The organism is Rhodospirillaceae bacterium, assembly GCA_002728255.1.
Classification (GTDB): Bacteria; Pseudomonadota; Alphaproteobacteria; order UBA7887; family UBA7887.
In genome coordinates this window covers 38,392-57,547 of record PBWV01000015.1, presented here as the reverse complement: position 1 = coordinate 57,547, position 19,156 = coordinate 38,392, and the positions used below count along the sequence as shown (strand labels likewise).

General features: G+C 44.3%; 19 protein-coding genes. 16 read left to right on the top strand and 3 right to left on the bottom strand.

Annotation, left to right across the window (positions count from 1 at the left end; translation table 11 throughout):
* The first annotated feature begins 33 nt into the window (after positions 1-33).
* Positions 34-927, top strand: a complete 894-nt coding sequence (locus CMM32_03895; GenBank protein ID MBT06043.1) for a hypothetical protein — start codon at positions 34-36, stop codon at positions 925-927.
* 37 nt (positions 928-964) lie between these two features.
* On the opposite strand, the gene CMM32_03890 is transcribed toward CMM32_03895, so the two are convergent.
* Together CMM32_03890 and CMM32_03885 are read right to left on the bottom strand one after the other, a co-directional pair.
* Complete coding sequence (locus CMM32_03890) at positions 965-1,942, bottom strand: pyridoxal-5'-phosphate-dependent protein (protein MBT06042.1); 978 nt, start codon at positions 1,940-1,942, stop codon at positions 965-967.
* Between the two features lie 62 nt (positions 1,943-2,004).
* Positions 2,005-3,954, bottom strand: a complete 1,950-nt coding sequence (locus CMM32_03885) for a hypothetical protein (GenBank protein MBT06041.1) — start codon at positions 3,952-3,954, stop codon at positions 2,005-2,007.
* 175 nt (positions 3,955-4,129) lie between these two features.
* On the opposite strand from CMM32_03885, the gene CMM32_03880 reads away from it, so the two are divergent.
* Together CMM32_03880 and CMM32_03875 are read left to right on the top strand one after the other, a co-directional pair.
* A complete protein-coding gene (locus tag CMM32_03880) occupies positions 4,130-5,035 on the top strand; it encodes a 4-hydroxy-tetrahydrodipicolinate synthase (GenBank protein MBT06040.1) in 906 nt (301 codons plus the stop codon).
* The gene (locus tag CMM32_03875; protein ID MBT06039.1) at positions 5,017-5,487 is read left to right on the top strand and encodes an SsrA-binding protein; all 471 of its coding nucleotides are present in this window, start codon (positions 5,017-5,019) and stop codon (positions 5,485-5,487) included. The genes CMM32_03880 and CMM32_03875 overlap by 19 nt, the downstream gene beginning before the upstream one ends.
* An 18-nt stretch (positions 5,488-5,505) precedes the next feature.
* Here the strand turns inward: CMM32_03875 and CMM32_03870 are convergent, their stop codons facing one another.
* Complete coding sequence (locus CMM32_03870; GenBank protein MBT06038.1) at positions 5,506-6,168, bottom strand: uracil-DNA glycosylase; 663 nt, start codon at positions 6,166-6,168, stop codon at positions 5,506-5,508.
* 130 nt (positions 6,169-6,298) lie between these two features.
* Between CMM32_03870 and folK the strand changes: the two genes are divergently transcribed.
* The 13 genes from folK to CMM32_03805 all read left to right on the top strand — a co-directional run bounded on the left by folK (position 6,299) and on the right by CMM32_03805 (position 19,156).
* Positions 6,299-6,832 (top strand): 2-amino-4-hydroxy-6-hydroxymethyldihydropteridine diphosphokinase, encoded by a 534-nt coding sequence (gene folK, locus CMM32_03865; protein MBT06037.1) that lies wholly within the window; start codon positions 6,299-6,301, stop codon positions 6,830-6,832.
* 114 nt (positions 6,833-6,946) lie between these two features.
* Complete coding sequence (locus tag CMM32_03860) at positions 6,947-7,300, top strand: DNA-directed RNA polymerase subunit omega (protein MBT06036.1); 354 nt, start codon at positions 6,947-6,949, stop codon at positions 7,298-7,300.
* Positions 7,301-7,460: 160 nt separating this feature from the next.
* Positions 7,461-9,626 (top strand): bifunctional (p)ppGpp synthetase/guanosine-3',5'-bis(diphosphate) 3'-pyrophosphohydrolase, encoded by a 2,166-nt coding sequence (locus CMM32_03855; protein ID MBT06035.1) that lies wholly within the window; start codon positions 7,461-7,463, stop codon positions 9,624-9,626.
* Between the two features lie 64 nt (positions 9,627-9,690).
* A complete protein-coding gene (locus CMM32_03850; GenBank protein MBT06034.1) occupies positions 9,691-10,245 on the top strand; it encodes a hypothetical protein in 555 nt (184 codons plus the stop codon).
* Positions 10,238-11,014, top strand: a complete 777-nt coding sequence (locus tag CMM32_03845) for a pyridoxine 5'-phosphate synthase (GenBank protein MBT06033.1) — start codon at positions 10,238-10,240, stop codon at positions 11,012-11,014. The genes CMM32_03850 and CMM32_03845 overlap by 8 nt, the downstream gene beginning before the upstream one ends.
* A gap of 31 nt (positions 11,015-11,045) precedes the next feature.
* Positions 11,046-11,459 (top strand): holo-ACP synthase, encoded by a 414-nt coding sequence (locus CMM32_03840; protein ID MBT06032.1) that lies wholly within the window; start codon positions 11,046-11,048, stop codon positions 11,457-11,459.
* 132 nt (positions 11,460-11,591) lie between these two features.
* Positions 11,592-12,356 (top strand): signal peptidase I, encoded by a 765-nt coding sequence (gene lepB, locus CMM32_03835; protein MBT06031.1) that lies wholly within the window; start codon positions 11,592-11,594, stop codon positions 12,354-12,356.
* Between the two features lie 8 nt (positions 12,357-12,364).
* A complete protein-coding gene (gene rnc, locus CMM32_03830; protein MBT06030.1) occupies positions 12,365-13,093 on the top strand; it encodes a ribonuclease III in 729 nt (242 codons plus the stop codon).
* Between the two features lie 8 nt (positions 13,094-13,101).
* The gene (locus tag CMM32_03825; protein MBT06029.1) at positions 13,102-14,013 is read left to right on the top strand and encodes a GTPase Era; all 912 of its coding nucleotides are present in this window, start codon (positions 13,102-13,104) and stop codon (positions 14,011-14,013) included.
* A gap of 71 nt (positions 14,014-14,084) precedes the next feature.
* Positions 14,085-14,807 (top strand): DNA repair protein RecO, encoded by a 723-nt coding sequence (locus tag CMM32_03820; GenBank protein ID MBT06028.1) that lies wholly within the window; start codon positions 14,085-14,087, stop codon positions 14,805-14,807.
* A gap of 17 nt (positions 14,808-14,824) precedes the next feature.
* Entirely contained in the window at positions 14,825-17,062 is a 2,238-nt protein-coding gene (gene parC, locus CMM32_03815; GenBank protein MBT06027.1) for a DNA topoisomerase IV subunit A, read from the top strand.
* A 231-nt stretch (positions 17,063-17,293) separates the two neighbouring features.
* Complete coding sequence (locus tag CMM32_03810; protein MBT06026.1) at positions 17,294-17,755, top strand: C4-dicarboxylate ABC transporter permease; 462 nt, start codon at positions 17,294-17,296, stop codon at positions 17,753-17,755.
* Complete coding sequence (locus tag CMM32_03805; protein ID MBT06025.1) at positions 17,756-19,156, top strand: C4-dicarboxylate ABC transporter; 1,401 nt, start codon at positions 17,756-17,758, stop codon at positions 19,154-19,156.

The window sequence follows — 19,156 nt, the reverse complement described above, 5'->3', positions numbered from 1 at the left end:
GGTTAGTCACTTTAAGCGAGGAAGTTATGGACCTTGCGTGGTGCCCATAGATTTGTGAGGGAGTTAGCTGGGTTTGGCATGAATGTAAAAATACTACCGTTAAGTAGTGCTTTAGGAGCGGAGGTAACAGGCCTTGATGTTTCTGAGATAGCAAGGGGATCGGATTTAGCTGCGGTCCAGGAGGCCTTTTTAGAGTATCATCTTCTATGTTTTCGGTCGGTCCCCCTAAGCCCGTCTCAATTTTTTGATTTGGCGAGCTTATTTGGAATCCCTCAGCTTCAATTGATCAGGCGGGAGAGAGATACAGATGTCCCGGAGGTGGCTGTTTTTGTGAGTACTTATGAAAATCCTCTGGACAAGCCAAAGGACTTGGGAAGTGTAAGGTTGTCCGGCTGGCATACAGATGATTCGTATTTCCAGACTCCCGCTAAGGCGACTTTGTTACAGGCTCTTGATATTCCTGAAAGTGGGGGGGAGACAAGATTTTGCAATACACAAACCGCTTACGAAGATTTGTCTATGGAGATGAAAGATAAATTAGATGGGAAGCAAGCAGTACATAAGTACGATACAAAACGGGCAGCAGCCAGCCCAAAAACTCTTTCCAAGATAGAAAATTTGGAGACCCCAGATGTGGTCCATCCTCTAGTCCGTACTCACGACGATACTCACGCTAAGGCGATTTATTATAACTCTAATCGTACGGATTCTGTGGTGGGTATCAGTTCAGAGGAAAGTAATGCGCTGCTGGACCAACTGGGCGTCCATATAACACAAAATAAATACCGGTATGATCATGAGTGGAGGGTAGGCGATGTGTTGTTATGGGATAATCGATCACTTATCCACTCGGTCAATGTTGATTTTCCAGTGGGCCAGACCCGCCGGCATCAGCGCATACTCCTGAAAGGTTGTCGGCCAGTCTAATCAATGGAGTTTTTTTGGGAGTTGGATAGAAAGTCCGTTAGCTGTTGATGGCCTGTTCAAGGATAGCTGGGTCGACATTCCCGCCTGATAAAATGACTAAGACTTTCTTTCCCTTGTATGCCTCTTTATTGCAGAGGAGATCGGCCAGACCGGCTACCCCACCAGGTTCTGTCACCATTTTTAATTGTTTCATAGCAAACATAAGCGCAAATTGAATATCCTCGTCAGAAACAACTTTTCCACTCCCTAGAAGTTGGGAATTTATCTTAAAGGTAACAGCCCCCGGAGTCGGTGCTAGCAAGGAATCACATAGAGAACTCTCACCTGGGCTATTAGACACTCGTTTTCCGAGTGTCAGGGAGCGACCTGTATCGTCAAATCCCTTTGGTTCCACGGGGTGAATTATAATGTTTGGGAAATGTTGACGAAGGGCTATGGCGCAACCTGCGATTAAACCCCCTCCACCACAGGGTACTAGGGCGATGTCCGGGCTCACATCGAGTGCGAGCATTTGAGCGGCGGCTTCCAGGCCGACAGTGCCTTGTCCTGCAATAACATATTCATCGTCATAAGGTGGAACTATTTGTGCCCCTGTTTCACTGGCCAGCTGGGTTCCTATATCTTCTCGTACTTCAGTATTACGATCATAAAAAATAATTTTCGCTCCAAAGTACTTTGTTCCCTCGATTTTAATTTGAGGGGCATCACGTGGCATTACGATTGACGCCTTGGCGTCGCTCATTGCGCTAGCAGCTGCCACGGCCTGTGCGTGATTCCCAGAGGACCATGCAACAAATAACTTGTTAGCGTTATTATTTACTAGATGGGAAATCTTGTTAAATGCCCCCCGAAACTTAAAGGAACCGGTCATCTGCAAATTCTCACATTTGATGAGCACTTGGGCTCCTATCAGATCGTCGAGAAGCTTATTATTAATCAATGGTGTCGGAACACTATGTCCGTTAAGAGTTCGTGCGGCAGCAATAATGTCAGCGTAAGTGGTTAAATCGTTCATTTTTTGAAGTGCTAGTTAGATAAAATTTTTGTTACGGTATCTCTAGATAGTTATCAACCTCATCATAGAGAGCTTTCCATGATGAGGTTGTTATAAACGGCGGTCCCCTCTAGTACTCGTTGGATATAGTTGCGGGTTTCAGGATAGGGCAATTGCTCAATCCAGTCCACTTCATCTATTTCGTTTTTGGTGGGATCCCCGTATCTTCGGATCCATCTTTTTACATTCTTTGGCCCTGCATTATACGCAGCAAGAGCTAGGGGGAGAGAGCCATTATATCGTTTAATTAAGCCGGCAAGATACGTGGTGCCAAGCACAAGATTATAACTAGTGTCATTCGTAAGTCTTGATTTATCAAAGGTAAGGCCCAGGTTGTTTGCCATTTGATTGGCAGTAGCGGGCATTAATTGCATAAGGCCAAGGGCGCCGGCCGCCGAGGTAGCTTCTGGGTTCATTTCACTTTCTTGACGGGCAAGCGAATAGATTAAGGCAAGCCCGACCTTGCTTTCCTCAACCGTCATCCAAGTGTTCTGAGGTGGAATGGGGTACAGTTCGTTAAGGAGGAGAGTACCGCCCCGTAGTATTTTTTTTGCTGCTGAGATACTTATGTGGGGGTAGTTGTAGCGATTCCCTAGCCCGGCAAGGAATTTTACTTCGGTTGAAGTTGGTGCAGTAGGCAACGCATGTAGAACAAATAGTTTCATTAGGTCCGGGTCGCCTACTTCTCCCAACATTTTAGCGGCCCGTATCAGGTCGGACTGTTCAAACTCTTTGTTAGTGGACTTTTGCTCTCCAGTGGTTCCAAGAATCGGAGGATCCTGCAAGTTCAATATTTTTGCTGCTAGTTGACCGTAAAAGGTGGTTTTGTGATATGCCGCTTTTTCAAAGTAATATGAAGCTAAGTTGTGGTTGTTTGAATCCGTAGCGGATCTTCCGGCCCAATAGGCCGCGCGGGCGAGGCTTATTGGCATTGAAACGTGTTCGAGCATACGTTTAAAGTAGGAAAGAGCTATTTCTGGTTCTTCTAGAAATTCTAAAGCGATCCAACCGGCCATCCAAGAGGCCTCAATATGGGGATGGCCTTCGAGTTCAGATCCTATGAGGGCTAGTCGGAAGGCATCTGAGACGAGACCTTGATCTAAGCTTTCCCGGATCTGATAGTTGATCTCTTTCCACCATTTAGGGTGATGGGGCAGTAACTCTGGAAGGGAAAATAACAGCGCTCGGGCGCTCTCGTTTTTGTTTGCGCGTCGTCTCCATTTTACTCGTTCATAAATTAGTCCGGGATGATTACGCAAGACTTCAGGTACTTTTGAAATTGCGAGGTCTACATCCGGATGGTTTTCTAAAAGATAAATCCTTGCAATAGAAATGTTTCGGACCTCTGAGGTAACCCGGTGGAGCATTCGCCTTGCTTCAGTGGTTCTTGACTGCCAGAGTAAGTTGTCTAATCTCTGATTATGTTCTGGTGCCGAGAGCATTTTTCCATATCGTTTTAGAAAGTTGCGCTCTTCACTTAAAGAAAATTTTTCATCCAACCAAATATTTTTTATTAGTTTACTAGCTTCCAAAAAGTTTTTTTGTTCCATTAAAATACTAATAAAACGGACTTTTCCTTCATAAGTGTTAGGTGTATTTCTCTCCAGCCATTGTGAGGCCATTGCAGATTTTCCGCTGGACATTAGTGCTCGCTCCAGCTTATTTCGAAGGATTGCCTCATTCGGCCAATTTGGATAGGTTTTTAAAAATCTGGTAATGCGTTCTGGGGCTATATTTTCCTTTGTGTCCAGCAAGAAGAGCCACTCCAGGATTACTTTTGGTAAAGAATCATAGCATAGATCTATAGTTGTTTTTGCGAACTCCCAATCTCCATCGGCCGCTGATTGCAGAGCTGCCTGGAAAATTGGACGATCTTTGGGGGCTAGGAAAGTAGTTGGATCAGACACACAAGGACTTACATTGCAAACAGCCAATCCAGTGATCATAAAGGCAAGGTATATAAATTTTCTCAAAATATTAGAGGCTCCTCATATCCATTAAGCCGTGACTGACTCCAACTTGGTAAGTTTACGCCGAAGTATCATTTTGGTCGAGCTATAGAGGACATTGCTCTAGGCTAGGTCTTGCGGGCTGGCTTGGTGAAGTTTATTGTTCAGTATGGTTTGTAGAAGGAATTAGGCAATGTCGATGTTTAAGGGCTCATATACAGCTTTGATCACCCCGTTCCGCGATGGACAGGTGGACGAGAAAGCTTTTGGAGATTTTGTTGAGTGGCAGATTAAGTCTGGGGTCCATGGCCTTGTGCCCTGTGGAACGACTGGCGAGTCCCCAAGCCTGAGCCATGAGGAGCACCAACGGGTTACTGAGTTATGCATTGAGGTAGCTAATCGAAGAGTTCCAGTTATAGCTGGTACAGGCTCGAATTCGACAATGGAGGCCATAGAACTCACCCAGCATGCTGCGAAGTCGGGCGCTGACGCGGCGTTAGTTGTAATGCCTTATTATAATAAGCCTACGCCAGAGGGGCAATTTGAGCATTTTAAGGCTATAGCAGAAAACTCTTCGATTCCCATTATTATCTATAATATTCCTGGCCGCTCGGTGGTCGATATGTCTGTGCAGACTATGGCGCGTTTATCTGAGATAACTAATATAGTTGGCGTGAAGGATGCCACTGGTGATGCTTCGCGACCTAGTTTAGTTAGGCATCTAATCGGAAAAGAGTTTTGTCAATTGAGTGGGGAAGATGGGTGTGTGCCAGCGATGTTGGCGCACGGCGGACATGGATGTATCTCGGTTACTGCTAATGTTGCCCCCTCCTTGTGTGCCCAAATGCATGAGGATTGGCAAAAAGGAAACCTTAGTGATGCTTTGGCTGCTCATGATAAGCTGACACCTCTTAATGAAGCCTTGTTTTCGGAAACCAGTCCCGGTCCTGTCAAATATGCAGCAAGCCTTTTGGGCTTGTGTCTTGAAGACCTCAGACTGCCGATGACAAATATTCGGGATGAAACAAAGGCTCGTGTTCGAAGCGCCTTAGGGATGGCCGGGCTTTTGAATGAAAGTTCTGAACAATGGCACGCGGTGAAGTAGATAGAAAAATTGTTGGTCAGAACCGGAAGGCTTACCATAATTATTTCATAGAGGAAAAAGTTGAGGCTGGCCTGGTATTGCAGGGTACAGAAGTCAAGGTGCTACGAACTGGTCAGGCGAGTCTTGGCGATTGCTACGCGTCTTTTGATGCTGGAGAGGCTTTTCTGAGTAACTTGCATATTCCAGCTTATCGGGATGCTTCCCATTTTAATCATGACCCGCTCCGTCCGCGAAAACTTCTTCTTCATAAAAAAGAGATTGATCAGCTAAGAGGAAAGGTTCAACGGGATGGGTATACATTAGTACCTCTAAGTCTGTTTTTTAATGATCGAGGTAGGGTAAAGGTGGAGTTGAGTTTAGCGCGTGGGCGTCGTCAAGTGGATAAACGCCAACGTGAGAAATCTAGAGATTGGGACAGGCAGAAGGCCCGTCTGCTTCGTTCTCGAGGTTAGATGGAAACCTTGGTAAATTCATTTTGATTGTCCAAGAGTCAAACATACATTTCGTAATACGTCGTCAAACATTTCTTTTGTTAAGCGACCCGTATTAGTATTGTAGCGGGAGCAATGGTAACTGTTGGCCAATACGAAGGGCTTTGAGATTGAATGGAAGGCTCCATGTTGGAACTTGTAGTGAGATAACTTAATATCTAGTGCACGTAAAACTGAGTTATGCGCGATATGGCCCAATGCCAGAATAACTTTAATCCTATTCATTGCGTTAATTTCTTTTCTTAAAAATTCGTTGCATACATTAATTTCGGAAAGAACTGGTTTATTATTAGGGGGCACACAGCGGACAGCGTTAGTTACGCGACAATCTATAAGCTGCAGAGTGTCCGTCTGGGAGCGTTGGTAGCTGCCGCAGGCTAATCCAGATTTTTGGCAGGCTGGATATAGGAGGTCGCCAGCATAATCACCCGTGAACGGGCGACCCGTTCGGTTAGCACCCTTTAAGCCGGGAGCTAGACCTACTATCAGCAACTTGGCTTCCGGCGAACCAAAGGCAGGCACAGCGCCATTGTACCATTCTGGTTGAACCAATCTATTTTTAGCTCGGAACTGGGCAAGCCTTGAACATTTTTGGCAATTAATCTTCGGTTCTGTTATCTTAATCTTACGTTTCGGTACCATGTTTCATTCATTCTTGAACTATGTCGCCATTATCAAGTTTATTTGATTTTTGGGCAATCCCAGCTACTAGTTTATTATTATATGAGTATGTTTATATTTATCGCAGTAGCTTTGACCTTGTGATAGGAAAATGATGGAACTGGAAAGAGAAGAAGGAATTTTGATTGGTATAGGTGCTAATCTTCCTTTAAGCGCTCAGGATGGTCCCCTATCTACTTGTCGGAAAGCTCTTAAGAAGATCCAAGATTCTAGAATTTCTGTATTGAGTAAATCCTCCTGGTATTTAAGCGAGCCTGTGCCAGTCAGTGCCGACCCATGGTATATTAATGGAGTGATTTTGGTCAGTACTGACCTTAAGCCAAATAAGCTTTTAAGGACGTTGTTGGATATTGAAAATTTGTTTGGACGCTCTGTGCGAGATAGGATAGGTCCGCGGACATTAGATTTAGATCTGCTATCCTATGGAGAAACGACTTGTTTCCAGGAAGGATCGCCAGAGTTAAGCCTCCCCCACCCTCAGCTCGAAAAACGCAATTTTGTTACAGTTCCCTTAGCAGAAATTTTGCCGAATTGGCGCCATCCAATTTCAGGTGTGGCGGCCTACGAATTGGCAGGAAATCTGCACAGGAATCAGAAAATAATTAAACTTAGCCCACAAGACTAGATATTTGAGGGAAAATCTGCCACAAGTGTTGCTGTGAGGGCTTGTGGCGAGGTAATGACAGGTAGCCGGGGGAATTTCTTGTCTACATAAGGGTTTGGAAAAAAAGGAAAGCTTATGGCGCGGGTAACTGTTGAAGATTGTATTATTAAAATTTCTAATCGGTTTAAGCTGGTTATGCTGGCTGCTCAGAGGGCAAGACAGATCTCTGCTGGCTCTGAGTTGCTTGTGGAGCGAGACAGGGACAAAAATCCTGTGGTGGCCCTGCGAGAGATAGCGGAAGATAGGGTTCTGCCAGATGATCTTTTGGATGGTGTAATTACTGGTTTCCAGAAACATGCTCATAGGGATGAACCCGAGGAGGAGGTAGAATTGGAGAGCCAGGAGCCAATTAATCCTGAGGAGGCGAAAGCTCAGTTGGCTGCAACAAAACCGCCATCCCCTAAAGAAAAAGACCCTCTTGAGTACTAAAAAAGTAAGGCAATAAGTTTGTTCTTAGTGGTTAACGGAGATGCAATCTTAAATGGTTCTTTTATGGCTTCGCTAATATCGGTGGTGAGGCTATCTAGGGATCGACCCCAGGATTACGAGGTCAGTTAGGTAATTAGACGTATTAAACATATCGGTTTCTATGATCAGGCATGAAGACCTAATTCAAAAGGTCAAGTCTTATGAACCAAATGTAGACCGGATGGCGCTAGGTGAGGCGTATAACTTTTCCATGGCGAGGCATGGGACCCAGCTTCGTGCCTCCGGAGCTCCTTATTTCTCACACCCCGCGGAGGTCGCTGTTATTTTGGCTGACCTCCGTTTGGATGTGGATTCCATCATTACGGCATTGTTGCACGACACCGTCGAAGATGGAGTTGCAGAACTACAAGAGATCGAAAATAAATTTGGGCCAAGTGTGGCAAAGTTAGTCGATGGTGTTACTAAGCTTGGGAAATTGGAGTTGGGTAGGGATACTACGATTCACCAGGCTGAGAATTTTCGTAAACTCTTATTGGCTATTTCTGAGGATATTCGTGTTTTACTCGTAAAACTAGCTGACCGACTTCATAATATGCGAACCCTTCATTACATAAGTAATTCGGGGAAGCGTCGACGAATTGCCCGAGAAACGTTAGAAATCTATGCGCCATTAGCGGAGCGCATTGGCATGGAAGAAATGAAGGATGAATTGGAGGATTTGACATTTGCTGAACTGCAGCCAGATGCCAGAGGTTCAATAGTAAAAAGGCTGGAATCTTTGAGGACTGCTGATTCTGCTGTAATCCCAAGTATCATCGAGGAGTTGGTTGAGACATTACGCTTGTCAGGGATTACTGCAACAGTTGGGGGGAGGGAGAAAACTCCATATTCTATCTGGCGCAAAATGGCTCGGCGTGAGGTGGACTTCGAACAAATTGCAGATGTAATGGCATTCAGAGCTGTTGTGCCATCTGAGGACGATTGTTACAGTGCTTTAGGAGTGGTTCATCGGGCCTATCATACTGTGCCAGGAAGATTTAAGGACTATATATCGATACCCAAGCCAAACGGATATAAGTCTTTGCATACCACTGTCATTGGGCCAGGGAAACGCCGGATTGAGATCCAAATCCGGACTGCTGCCATGGACGAGGTGGCGGAATATGGAGTTTCAGCTCACTGGATTTATAAAGCAGAGGATAATGGAGCTCTGTTAGAACGGGGAGATGCTCGATTTCGATGGCTGCGGGAGCTGCTAGAGATATTGGAGCATGCGTCTGGACCCGAGGAGTTTTTGGAACATACAAAACTTGAAATGTATCGTGACCAAGTATTTTGTTTTACTCCGAAGGGTGATCTAATCGCGTTGCCGGATGGAGCGACTCCAGTAGATTTTGCCTATTCAGTGCACTCAGAGATTGGGGATCACTGTGTCGGAGTAAAAATAAACGGGAGAGTAGCGCCTCTACGAACTCAGTTGCAGAATGGCGATCAAGTCGAAATTTTAAGCTCCAGCGGACAAACACCCGATCCAAATTGGGAACATTTTGTCGTGACCGGTAAGGCCAGGACCAGGATCCGTCGTTTTGTGAGAGATCGTGAGGAAAATGAGTTTGCCATCCTGGGAGAGGAAATATTAAAAAAGACTTTCTCTGAATCTGAGGAGATTTTGACGAGAGAGGTTGTCCAGCCATTTGTCGAAAAAAATGAACTCAAAGATGTTAGTGAGTTATTTAGTTTAGTTGGTCAGGGGAGGTTGGACTCCAGGGAGGTTTTATCGATGGTCGCTCCGAGGGCGGCCAGGAAAAGACGCGGCGGCCGGAGGATAATCATTCCATTTCGTAAACCCCGTTTTAAGGCAAAAAGGAAAGGTGAAACAGTCGCCATTAAAGGTTTGACACCGGGGATGGCGGTTCATTTGGCTGGATGCTGCAGTCCATTGCCTGGCGATCGGATTGTGGGCCTGATAAATGAGGGAAAAGGTGTCACTGTACATACTATTGATTGTGAGGTTTTGGAGAGTTTTTCGAGTACACCAGAAAGATGGATAGACATTACATGGAATTCGTCTCTAGCTGAGACAGAGAGCCACGTTGGAAGGATATCTGCGATTCTCAATAATATTCCTGGTAGCTTGAGTGCCTTGACGGAAGTCATCGCGAGGGTTGAAGGGAATATTTCCAACTTAAAGGTCACAAACCGATCGACGGATTTTTTTGAGTTCGTTATCGACGTAGAGGTTATGAGCGTCCAGCACCTAACCCAAATCATTGCGGCTCTGCGGGCCCATCCTGCAATTTACCAAGTGGAAAGGGTTGGGAAATGAGGGGGATATTTATGTGGAGCCACCTTTTATTTGTTCGTAGTGGCCAGTGTCCTCGAGTGTCACGATGAGTATATTTAGTCGTAAACAACGTCTTGGGAAATTGGCAATAGTCCGCCATTTTGTATGGCCCCACACGGGCTGGAGACGTGCACTAAAGTATAGTGCTTATCGAGTTCAACGAATTGATGGGTCTCCTAGTGGAGTTGCAATTGGTGTTGCGTGGGGTGTGGCTGTGTCATTCACTCCTTTTTACTTCCTCCATATAGGTATTGCTGTAGCAGGCAGTTGGCTTATGGGAGGAAGTTTACTCGCTGCAGCTATAGGAACACTTTTCTTAAATCCCTTAACCTTTCCGATAATTAGCTGGGTGACCTATAACTTAGGGAATTATTTTTTACCACGGAGTATAGATTTACAGGTGGGGAAAGTTCCTTCTATGAGTTATATTTTTGATAATTTTTCTGAGGTTTTAGCTCCATATTTTTTGCCCATGATTTTGGGCGGCTTTGTATTAGGTGTTATCTCTTGGTTTATCGTTTTTATTATTGTGCGTGAGTTAATTAGCCGCTACAGAGAGAGCCGGGGGCGAATAAGGAACAAAAATATAATAAATGACTAATCCAGAAAGCAAGCCAAGGGAACTTAATTCAGATTCTTCGATCCGATTGGGAGTAAATGTTGATCACGTTGGGACGTTGCGAAATGCTCGGGGAGGTATTCATCCTGACCCAATTTTAGCGGCTCGTGTGGCCTCTGAGGCTGGGGCTGATATTATCACTGTTCATCTCCGCGAGGATCGCCGGCATATATTAGATGACGATATTTCTCGACTTATTCACGAGAGTGATGTGCCGATAAATATGGAAATGGCAGCCACGGAGGAGATGGCTTCTATTGCCATTAAAGATTTGCCGAGTGCTATCTGTTTGGTTCCTGAGCAACGCCGGGAATTAACTACCGAGGGTGGGTTGGATGTTAGGGGACAGCTACCTTATCTTATCGATTTTATTGGCAGTATTTCTGCAGCGGGAATAAAAGTGGCGACATTTGTGGATCCTGATGAACGGCAGGTCGAAGCTTCCTTAAAAGCTGGTGCCGATGCAGTTGAGTTGCATGTTGGCAGTTATTGTGAAGCCTACGCTAAGGGTAGCGCAAACCCGGATGAATTTAATCGCCTGGTTTCTGCTTCGGAACACGCAATCAATATTGGCTTAGAATGTCATGCGGGGCACGGCCTAAACTATGGTTCAGCTGCTATGGTTGCTAAAATTGGTCAGATCACGGAGCTCAATATTGGCCATTTTATAATAAGTGAAGCGGTGTTTACAGGTTTGAGAGATGTGGTCACGCAAATGAGAAGGGTTATAGATTTGGCCCGAAGCAATTAAGGTGTAGATTCATGATTTTTACTTCCCAATTATGATAGTTGGTTTAGGACAGGATATCTGTGAATCCAAAAGAATTCATAACACTATTGAACGTTTTGGCGCGCGTTTTATTCATAGAATTTTTACCGAAAGGGAGCAACAGAGTTGTAGTAAAAGGTTGCGCGCGAGTGACTGTTACGCTAGGAGATTTGCGGCAAAGGAAGCTGTCTCTAAAGCTCTGGGGACAGGTTTTAGGAAGGGGGTGTTTTGGAAAAATATCTCTATTATCAATTTGCCGGGCGGTAAACCTTCAGTTGTTTTGTCTGGTGGTGCTCTAGAGCGCCTAAATCGCTTGGTTCCAGAAGGATGCAAGCCCCAAATTGAGATTAGTCTGACAGATGATTCGGGTTTAGCCTATGCTATTGTAATAATTTCAGCCAACCCAACATTGGGAACGCGCAATTAAGTTTGTATGAAGACGTGGATTGGGCGAGAAAAACTGTGTAGGTTGTGGTGTCACGCAATGTGTTGTTTCCGCCACGTTAAATCTGGATACGTGGTTAGTAAGTTTCAATAATTTACGAGTATATGCGGAATAGTGAAAAAGGTATTAAGAGATAAATTATTAGGAGATGATCCGTTCTGGGAAACAGTGAGAACGGTTTTCTATGCTGTGCTTATAGCAGTTGGTGTGAGGACCTTCGCGTATGAGCCATTTAACATTCCCTCTGGGTCAATGTATCCGACGTTAATGGTGGGTGACTATCTTTTTGTTTCCAAATTTTCGTATGGCTATAGCAAGTATTCCCTTCCTTATGGTCTCAATTTATTTAGTGGTAGGGTTTTTTCGGATTCCCCTCAACGTGGGGACGTAGCGGTGTTCAAACTACCAAGAGACAATTCAACTGATTATATAAAGCGGATCGTGGGCCTTCCGCGTGATAGAATTCAAGTAAAGGATGGGGTGCTTTATATTAATGGCGAAATGGTAAACAGGGTGCGCATTGAGGATTATGAATACAGGAATCGGCACGGAGATCAGGTTAAATATGCTCAGTATGAGGAAACCTTGCCTGGGGGCCGAACATATCGGGTACTTGATGCAACTCCATTTCGTTCCCATCCGGGAAGTCTTGATAATACCCCGGTTTACGTTGTTCCCGATGGTCATTATTTTGGCATGGGCGATAATAGGGATAATTCACAGGACAGCAGGGTGCGTTCAGTGGGATACATTCCTGAGGAAAACTTGGTAGGGCGGGCAGAGATACTGTTTTTCTCGACAAAGGGAACGGCTAGAATATGGGAAATTTGGGGTTGGCCTTTTACAATTCGTTATAGTCGACTAGGAAGATTACTTTAGAAATAAGGATGATTGTGGATCTCCAAGCAGCTAAAGAGATAAATAATCTCCTCGGTCTACAAGTTCGACGACTGGAGCTGCTTGAGGGAGCCCTTACACATCCAAGTACTAATGCGCTATCCAAGGGAAGGCAAAGCAACAACGGAATTGACTTCCAAAGATTAGAGTTTCTGGGAGATCGTGTTCTAGGATTGGTGATTGCAACATATTTGTTTGAGAAATTTGAGGAGGAGACAGAGGGTGAGTTAGCCTTGCGTTTTGCTGACCTGGTTAAGACAGAGGCCCTAGCTAGGGTGGCTCAGCGTTTAGGTTTGGCAAGCCACCTAAGTGTATCTTTGTCACGAAGAGGTGGTTCAGGTGGGAATAATATGAATTCATCGATGCTTGCAGATACATGTGAGGCTTTGATTGGAGCAATCTACATAGATGGGGGGGTGGAAAAAGCTAAAGAGTTTATTCTTCGTGAATGGGATGATCTGGTAAATGAACAAATAGAACCTCCGCAGGATGCGGTGACATCCCTTCAGATTTGGACTCAAGGGAAAAGCTTGGGGCTTCCCATTTATGAGGTAGTGTCCCAGAAAGGTCCCGCCCATTCACCTAATTTTGAAGTAGTTGTAGCTATAGCTGGTATTGAGAAATTGAGTGCTTATGGCCCTTCAAAAAAAATGGCAACACGTGCAGCAGCCGAAAAAATGTTGCTATTCTTAAAAGAAAAGGCCAACTCGGCCACTTAGTGTAATTGATGGAGGATTACCTGGTCCCAAACCAAAAGTTTGCAGTAGTTGCCTTGGTAGGAGCACCGAATTCAGGTAAGTCTACTCTGATGAATCGTATTGTTGGTGTTAAGCTTTCAATAGTGTCTCCTAAAGTTCAAACTACTAGAAATAATATCGTGGGCCTATTCAATAGAAGGCAGGTGCAACTAGTTTTTATTGATACGCCTGGATTATTTCGACCTAAGAAACGTTTGCAAAGAGCAATGGTTGATTCGGCATGGTCCAGTGCCCGGGATGCCGATCAGGTTGTCTTTTTACTAGACAGTTCCACCGGTATAACCGATAGCACAAAAAATATTATTGAGGAATTTACTCTGAAAGAGATTCCGGTGACCATTGCGCTTAATAAAACTGATCTCGTTCATCCAACTCGGCTACTAGGAGTTGCTGATTTTTTTTCCTCAAAGAAAATAGGTTGGGAAATTTTTATGATTTCCGCTCTTACAGGGGATGGTGTTCAAGATTTGGTTAAATCACTGCTCTTAAAGGCGAAAGAAGGTCCTTGGCATTACCCTGAAGATCAGCTTACTGACCTACCACTTCGTTACTTGGCTGAGGAAATCACTCGAGAAGCGCTATTTCTGCAACTTCAGCAAGAGCTACCATATTCATGCATGGTGGGAACTGACGGTTGGCGGACCTTGGTTGATAAAAGTGTTAGAGTAAATCAGACCATTTGTGTTGAGAGAGAAAGCCATAAACTCATTGTTGTGGGTAATAATGGAGATCGAATCAAAGCCATCAGTAGGGCTGCCCGAAAAGGAATTGCAAAGTTGTTGGGAGTAAAAACTCATTTATTCGTGCGAGTAAAGGTTGATAAAGGGTGGGGGGAGAGGAAGGAGTATTTTAATTCATTAGGCTTAAAATATGATGTTTAATCTTAGGAAGCAAATCAACAAGATTGGTGTCGTTGTTAAAAATTTGATCTCAAAATCTATGAATAGCTGCAATGAATTGGACGGATGAGGGAATTTTTTTAAGCGGTAGGAAATTTGGAGAAAACTCCTCTATTGTATCTATTTTTACTCGTGGAAAAGGTAGGCATCTCGGTTTGGTGCAAGGTGGAACTGGACGTAGGATGCGTCCGGTGTTACAGATGGGAAACCTATTACAATGTATGTGGAGTGCCCGGCTGCAAGATAATTTGGGAAATTTTCAGTTAGAGTTAACGAGGCCGTGTGCAGCGGTTCTTATGGAATACCCGGTTAAGTTATCAGGTCTTGCAGCCGTCTGTGGATTAGTTGATTTACTCTTGCCAGAACGGGAACCATGCGGAACTTTGTTTGATCATACTGTTTCTTTGCTTGATAGTTTTCTGTCGGGTGAGGATTATTTGATGCGATATATAATGTGGGAATTAGATTTATTATCGGATATCGGATTTGGATTAAATCTAGAGAAGTGTGCTGTTAGTGGAGTAACAGTTGATTTGGTTTGGGTATCTCCAAAAAGTGGCAGAGCTGTTTCTAAAAAAGCAGGACTTCCATATGCGAAAAAATTGCTTCCTCTGCCTGGCTTTATTGTTTATGGGGGCAAGGCCAACAAATCAGAGATCTTGGATGGTTTGGCCTTAACTGGCCATTTTCTTAGGCGTGCTGCTGTGGGGCATGGAATAAAACTACTTTGTGCGCGGAGGCAATTTTTAGAGCAATTATCAAAAAAAATGTCTTAGCGAAACAGGAAAGAATAGTGTCTAAGTCAGATCAAAAACAACGGGTGATTTCTACCGATTTTTCTACGGCTCTAAGTGAGCGCTATCTATCCTATGCCTTGTCAACTATAGTATCTAGGTCTCTTCCAGACGTTAGGGATGGTTTGAAGCCAGTACATCGTCGCCTACTTTATGCCATGCGGGTACTGCGGCTAAATCCCACTTCAGGTTTCAAAAAATGTGCTAGGGTAGTTGGCGATGTGATTGGTAAATTTCATCCGCATGGAGAAGTAGCTGTTTATGACGCTTTGGTGCGATTGGCTCAGGACTTCTCGGCCCGTTATCCGTTAGTTGAAGGACAAGGTAACTTTGGAAATCTGGATGGCGATAACGCAGCTGCTATGCGCTATACCGAGGCAAGATTGACGCAAATTGCTGAAAGCATGCTTCGTGGATTAGATGAGAATACAGTTGATTTTTCAGATACTTATGATGGGGATGATTCGGAACCAGTAGTCCTTCCAGCTGCCTTTCCCAACTTACTGGCTAATGGCGCTAATGGTGTAGCCGTGGGTATGGCTACCAGTATACCGCCTCATAATGCGACGGAACTTTGTGACGGGTTATTGCATCTTCTTAAGTCACCTAAAGCTCGTACGGAAACTTTGATTAAGTATATACCTGGCCCAGATTTTCCAAACGGGGGGGAAATTATTGAGGATGATCAATCGATTATTACGTCATACAAAACTGGTAGAGGGTCATTTTGTCTTAGGGCCAATTGGAAAACTGAGCAACTCCCCCATGGACAGTATCAGATCGTAGTTAACTCCATTCCTTACCAGGTCCAAAAGGCAAAATTGGTAGAGAAGATTGCGGATTTGATTGACGAGAAAAAGATACCATGGCTAGCTGATATCATCGATGAGTCTACTGAAGATATTCGCGTAGTGCTCGTGCCTCGTTCGCGAACCATTGATGCTGAGTCATTAATGGAAATACTCTTTAAGAGCAGCGACTTGGAGACCCGCATACCGCTGAATTTGAATGTACTCACTAAGGGGAAGGTGCCGGAGGTTCTTTCTTTGAGGGGTGCATTAAATGCTTTTTTGGAGCATAGGTTTGAAGTTCTTAGGAGGCGCACAAAGGATAAAAAGAGTAAAGTTGAGTTAAGAATCGAAATTTTGGAAGGATTCCGAGTGGTGTATCTCAATTTGGACTCAGTGATCAAAATAATTCGAGAATCTGAAGATCCTGAAACTGAGATGAAACGCAAATGGAAGATAAATACCACTCAAATTAATGCCATCTTAACAATGCGGTTGCGACAACTAAGAAAACTTGAAGAAATTGCAATCGAATCGGAGTACACGAGCCTAAATTCAGACTTAAAGGACCTAAATAAAATTCTTAAAAGCAAGGCTTTGCAAGAGCGTCATATTAGAATGGAACTCCAAGATCTTAAGAAGAAATTGGCTGAAGATGGGGGGGATGAAAGAAGAACCAATTTTGGACGAAGAAATGAAGGAGAATCTATGGCCGTCTTGGAAGGCCTAGCCGAGTCAGAGCCAGTAACTATTGTGTGTACGAAAAAAGGATGGATTAGGGGAATTAAAGGTCATTTGACCGATTTAGGTAGTCTTAAATACAAGGATGGTGACGCTGAAAAATTTGTGATCAAGGCCCAGAGTAGGGATACTATAGTGGCGTTCGCAGGAAACGGACGTTTTTATGCTATTTCGTGCGATAAAATTCCAAGAGGTCGAGGTTTTGGGGAACCCCTCCGTATGATTGTAGATATACCCAATGAACACGAAGTAGTGGCACTTTTTTTGTATAAGGAAGAGGAGCAGTTTTTACTTGGCTCTAGTGATGGAAGAGGGTTTCTTGTCTCTGGGGGCGAGACATTGGCCCAAACCCGCGCGGGCAAGCAAGTGATGAATGTTGCCCCTGGAGAAAGAGCTTTGGTTTGTGTTCCTGCAGAAGGCGATAGCGTAGCTTTGGTTGGAGACAACCACAAATTGCTTATTATTCCGTTAGAACAAGTGCCTAAATTGGCCAAGGGAAGAGGTGTGATTTTGCAACGGTATCGTGATGGTGGTCTGTCAGATGCAATAGTTTTTTCTCGAAATGAAGGATTTACATGGGCAATGGGTGAGAGAAATCGGAATTTTGTCGAGACGGATTTGTGGTACAGTAGCAGAGGGAAATCTGGTAGGTTGGCTCCAAGGGGATTTCCAAAATCTAATAAGTTTAGCGGGGGAAGGAAACCCTGATTGCTGTTTTCTGTGGATTATGATTTCGTAGCTTAAACGTTGTAATCGTAGTTCTTGAGTAGAGGAGAACTCTTTAATGGTCTTTCTGGCTCGTGTATAGACTGTTGAGGTTGGACTTCTTTTTTTTTGGCACACTGGGGATTTTCTGTGGGATTTTTGCTGCAAATAGCCCGAATAATTGACAAGGCTAATGATGGTCTTGGTCGAGCGGTAGCGTCTCTGACACTAGCTATGGTGCTAGTCACCGTTGTTATAGTTGTGCTGAGATATGGATTCTCAATTGGTTTTATTTGGATGCAAGAGTCAGTTCGCTTCATGCATGGCTTCGTATTTCTTTTATGTGCAGCTTTTACACTCTTGCACAACGGCCATGTTAGAGTTGACGTCTTTTACCTTAAAATGAATGCCAGAAGAAAAGCGGTGGTCGATATCTTTGGCACNGTTTTTTTCCTTATTCCGGTTTGTGCCGTCATATTAATTTACTCGTGGGATTACGTTCTTAATTCTTGGAGGGAGATGGAAGGCTCCCTTGAAGAACGTGGGCTGCATGCAGTTTATATGCTTAAGACATGCATATGGATTTTTGCAGTTTCTATGATTCTGCAGGGCTGCTCTCTAATTATTCGTTCATTNGCTGTATTAGTGAATTATCAGGGATCGCAGGCAACAGATCACGGCTCTGGGACGGTATAGATGGAAGTTTTATTATCACAGGAAATTTTTGTTGTAGGGATGTTGATCACCTTATGTGGTGCGCTTCTTATGGGTTTTCCAGTAGCCTTTACACTTTCCGGGGTTGCTCTTCTAGCAGCTCTTTTAGGCAATAGTTTTGATCTTTTTGAACTCGCATTTGTGGCAGCTTTGCCGAATCGAATTTATGGCATAATGACAAACGATTTACTTATTGCTGTTCCGCTTTTTGTATTTATGGGCGTTATGCTTGAACGTTCAAAATTGGCGGAAGAGTTGCTGGATACTATGGCACTGGTGCTAGGNGGAGTGAGGGCAGGCCTGGGGATAGCGGTAAGTTTAGTGGGTGGTTTGTTGGCTGCTTCCACAGGCATTGTTGGTGCTACGGTAGTTACCATGGGATTATTATCACTTCCCACCATGCTGAAACGCGGGTATGCAGCCACTGTTTCTTGTGGTTCGATATGTGCGGCAGGGACACTGGGTCAGATTATTCCACCTTCAATAGTATTGATCCTTCTTGGTGACCAAATATCAGCGGCTTATCAGCAAGCACAACTTGCTCAAGGAAATTTTTCTCCTGATCCTGTATCTGTTGCAGATTTATTTGTTGGAGCCTTGCTACCAGGGTTGGCTCTCGTCGTGTTATATATAATTTGGCAGATCATTTATGCGAGTTTGTATCCAGATAGAATGCCACCTATACCAGAATCGGAGCGTGCCGCCATCTCCCGATCAGAGCTAACAGGTCGAGTGGTAAAGGTCTTGTTGCCCACCTTGTCTTTGATAGTGCTCGTTCTTGGTTCCATACTAATAGGTATAGCCACACCAACTGAAGCTGCAGGTGTGGGCGCAATGGGAGCCATACTCTTAGCGGCAAGCCGCGGACAACTTACTAGGAAAAATTTGACTGCGGTAATGAGATCCACTGCTCAGGTAACTGCAATGGTTTTTGTTATACTAATTGGGGCGCAACTATTTAGTTTAGTGTTTCGTGGTTTTGGTGGTGATGACATGGTTGCGGATTTTCTTGCATCACTACCAGGTGGCGTTTTCACGGCAATGTTTCTAACCATGGCTTTAATGTTTCTTTTGGGATTTTTCTTAGATTTTATAGAAATATGTTTTGTGGTGATACCAATCGTGGGTCCGGCAGTTTTGATGATGGACGTAAATCCAGTGTGGTTTGCTATTATGGTTGCTGTCAATGTCCAAACATCTTTTCTTACCCCTCCATTTGGTTTTTCCCTTTTTTACTTAAGAGGAGTTGCACCCAAGGAGGTCGCGACCATGGATATATATCGGGGGGTTGCTCCATTTGTTTTAATTCAGCTTTTTATGCTTGTTATACTCTCACTCCTGCCAGAACTTGCTACATGGTTACCCAAGGTCGTTTATGGGTAA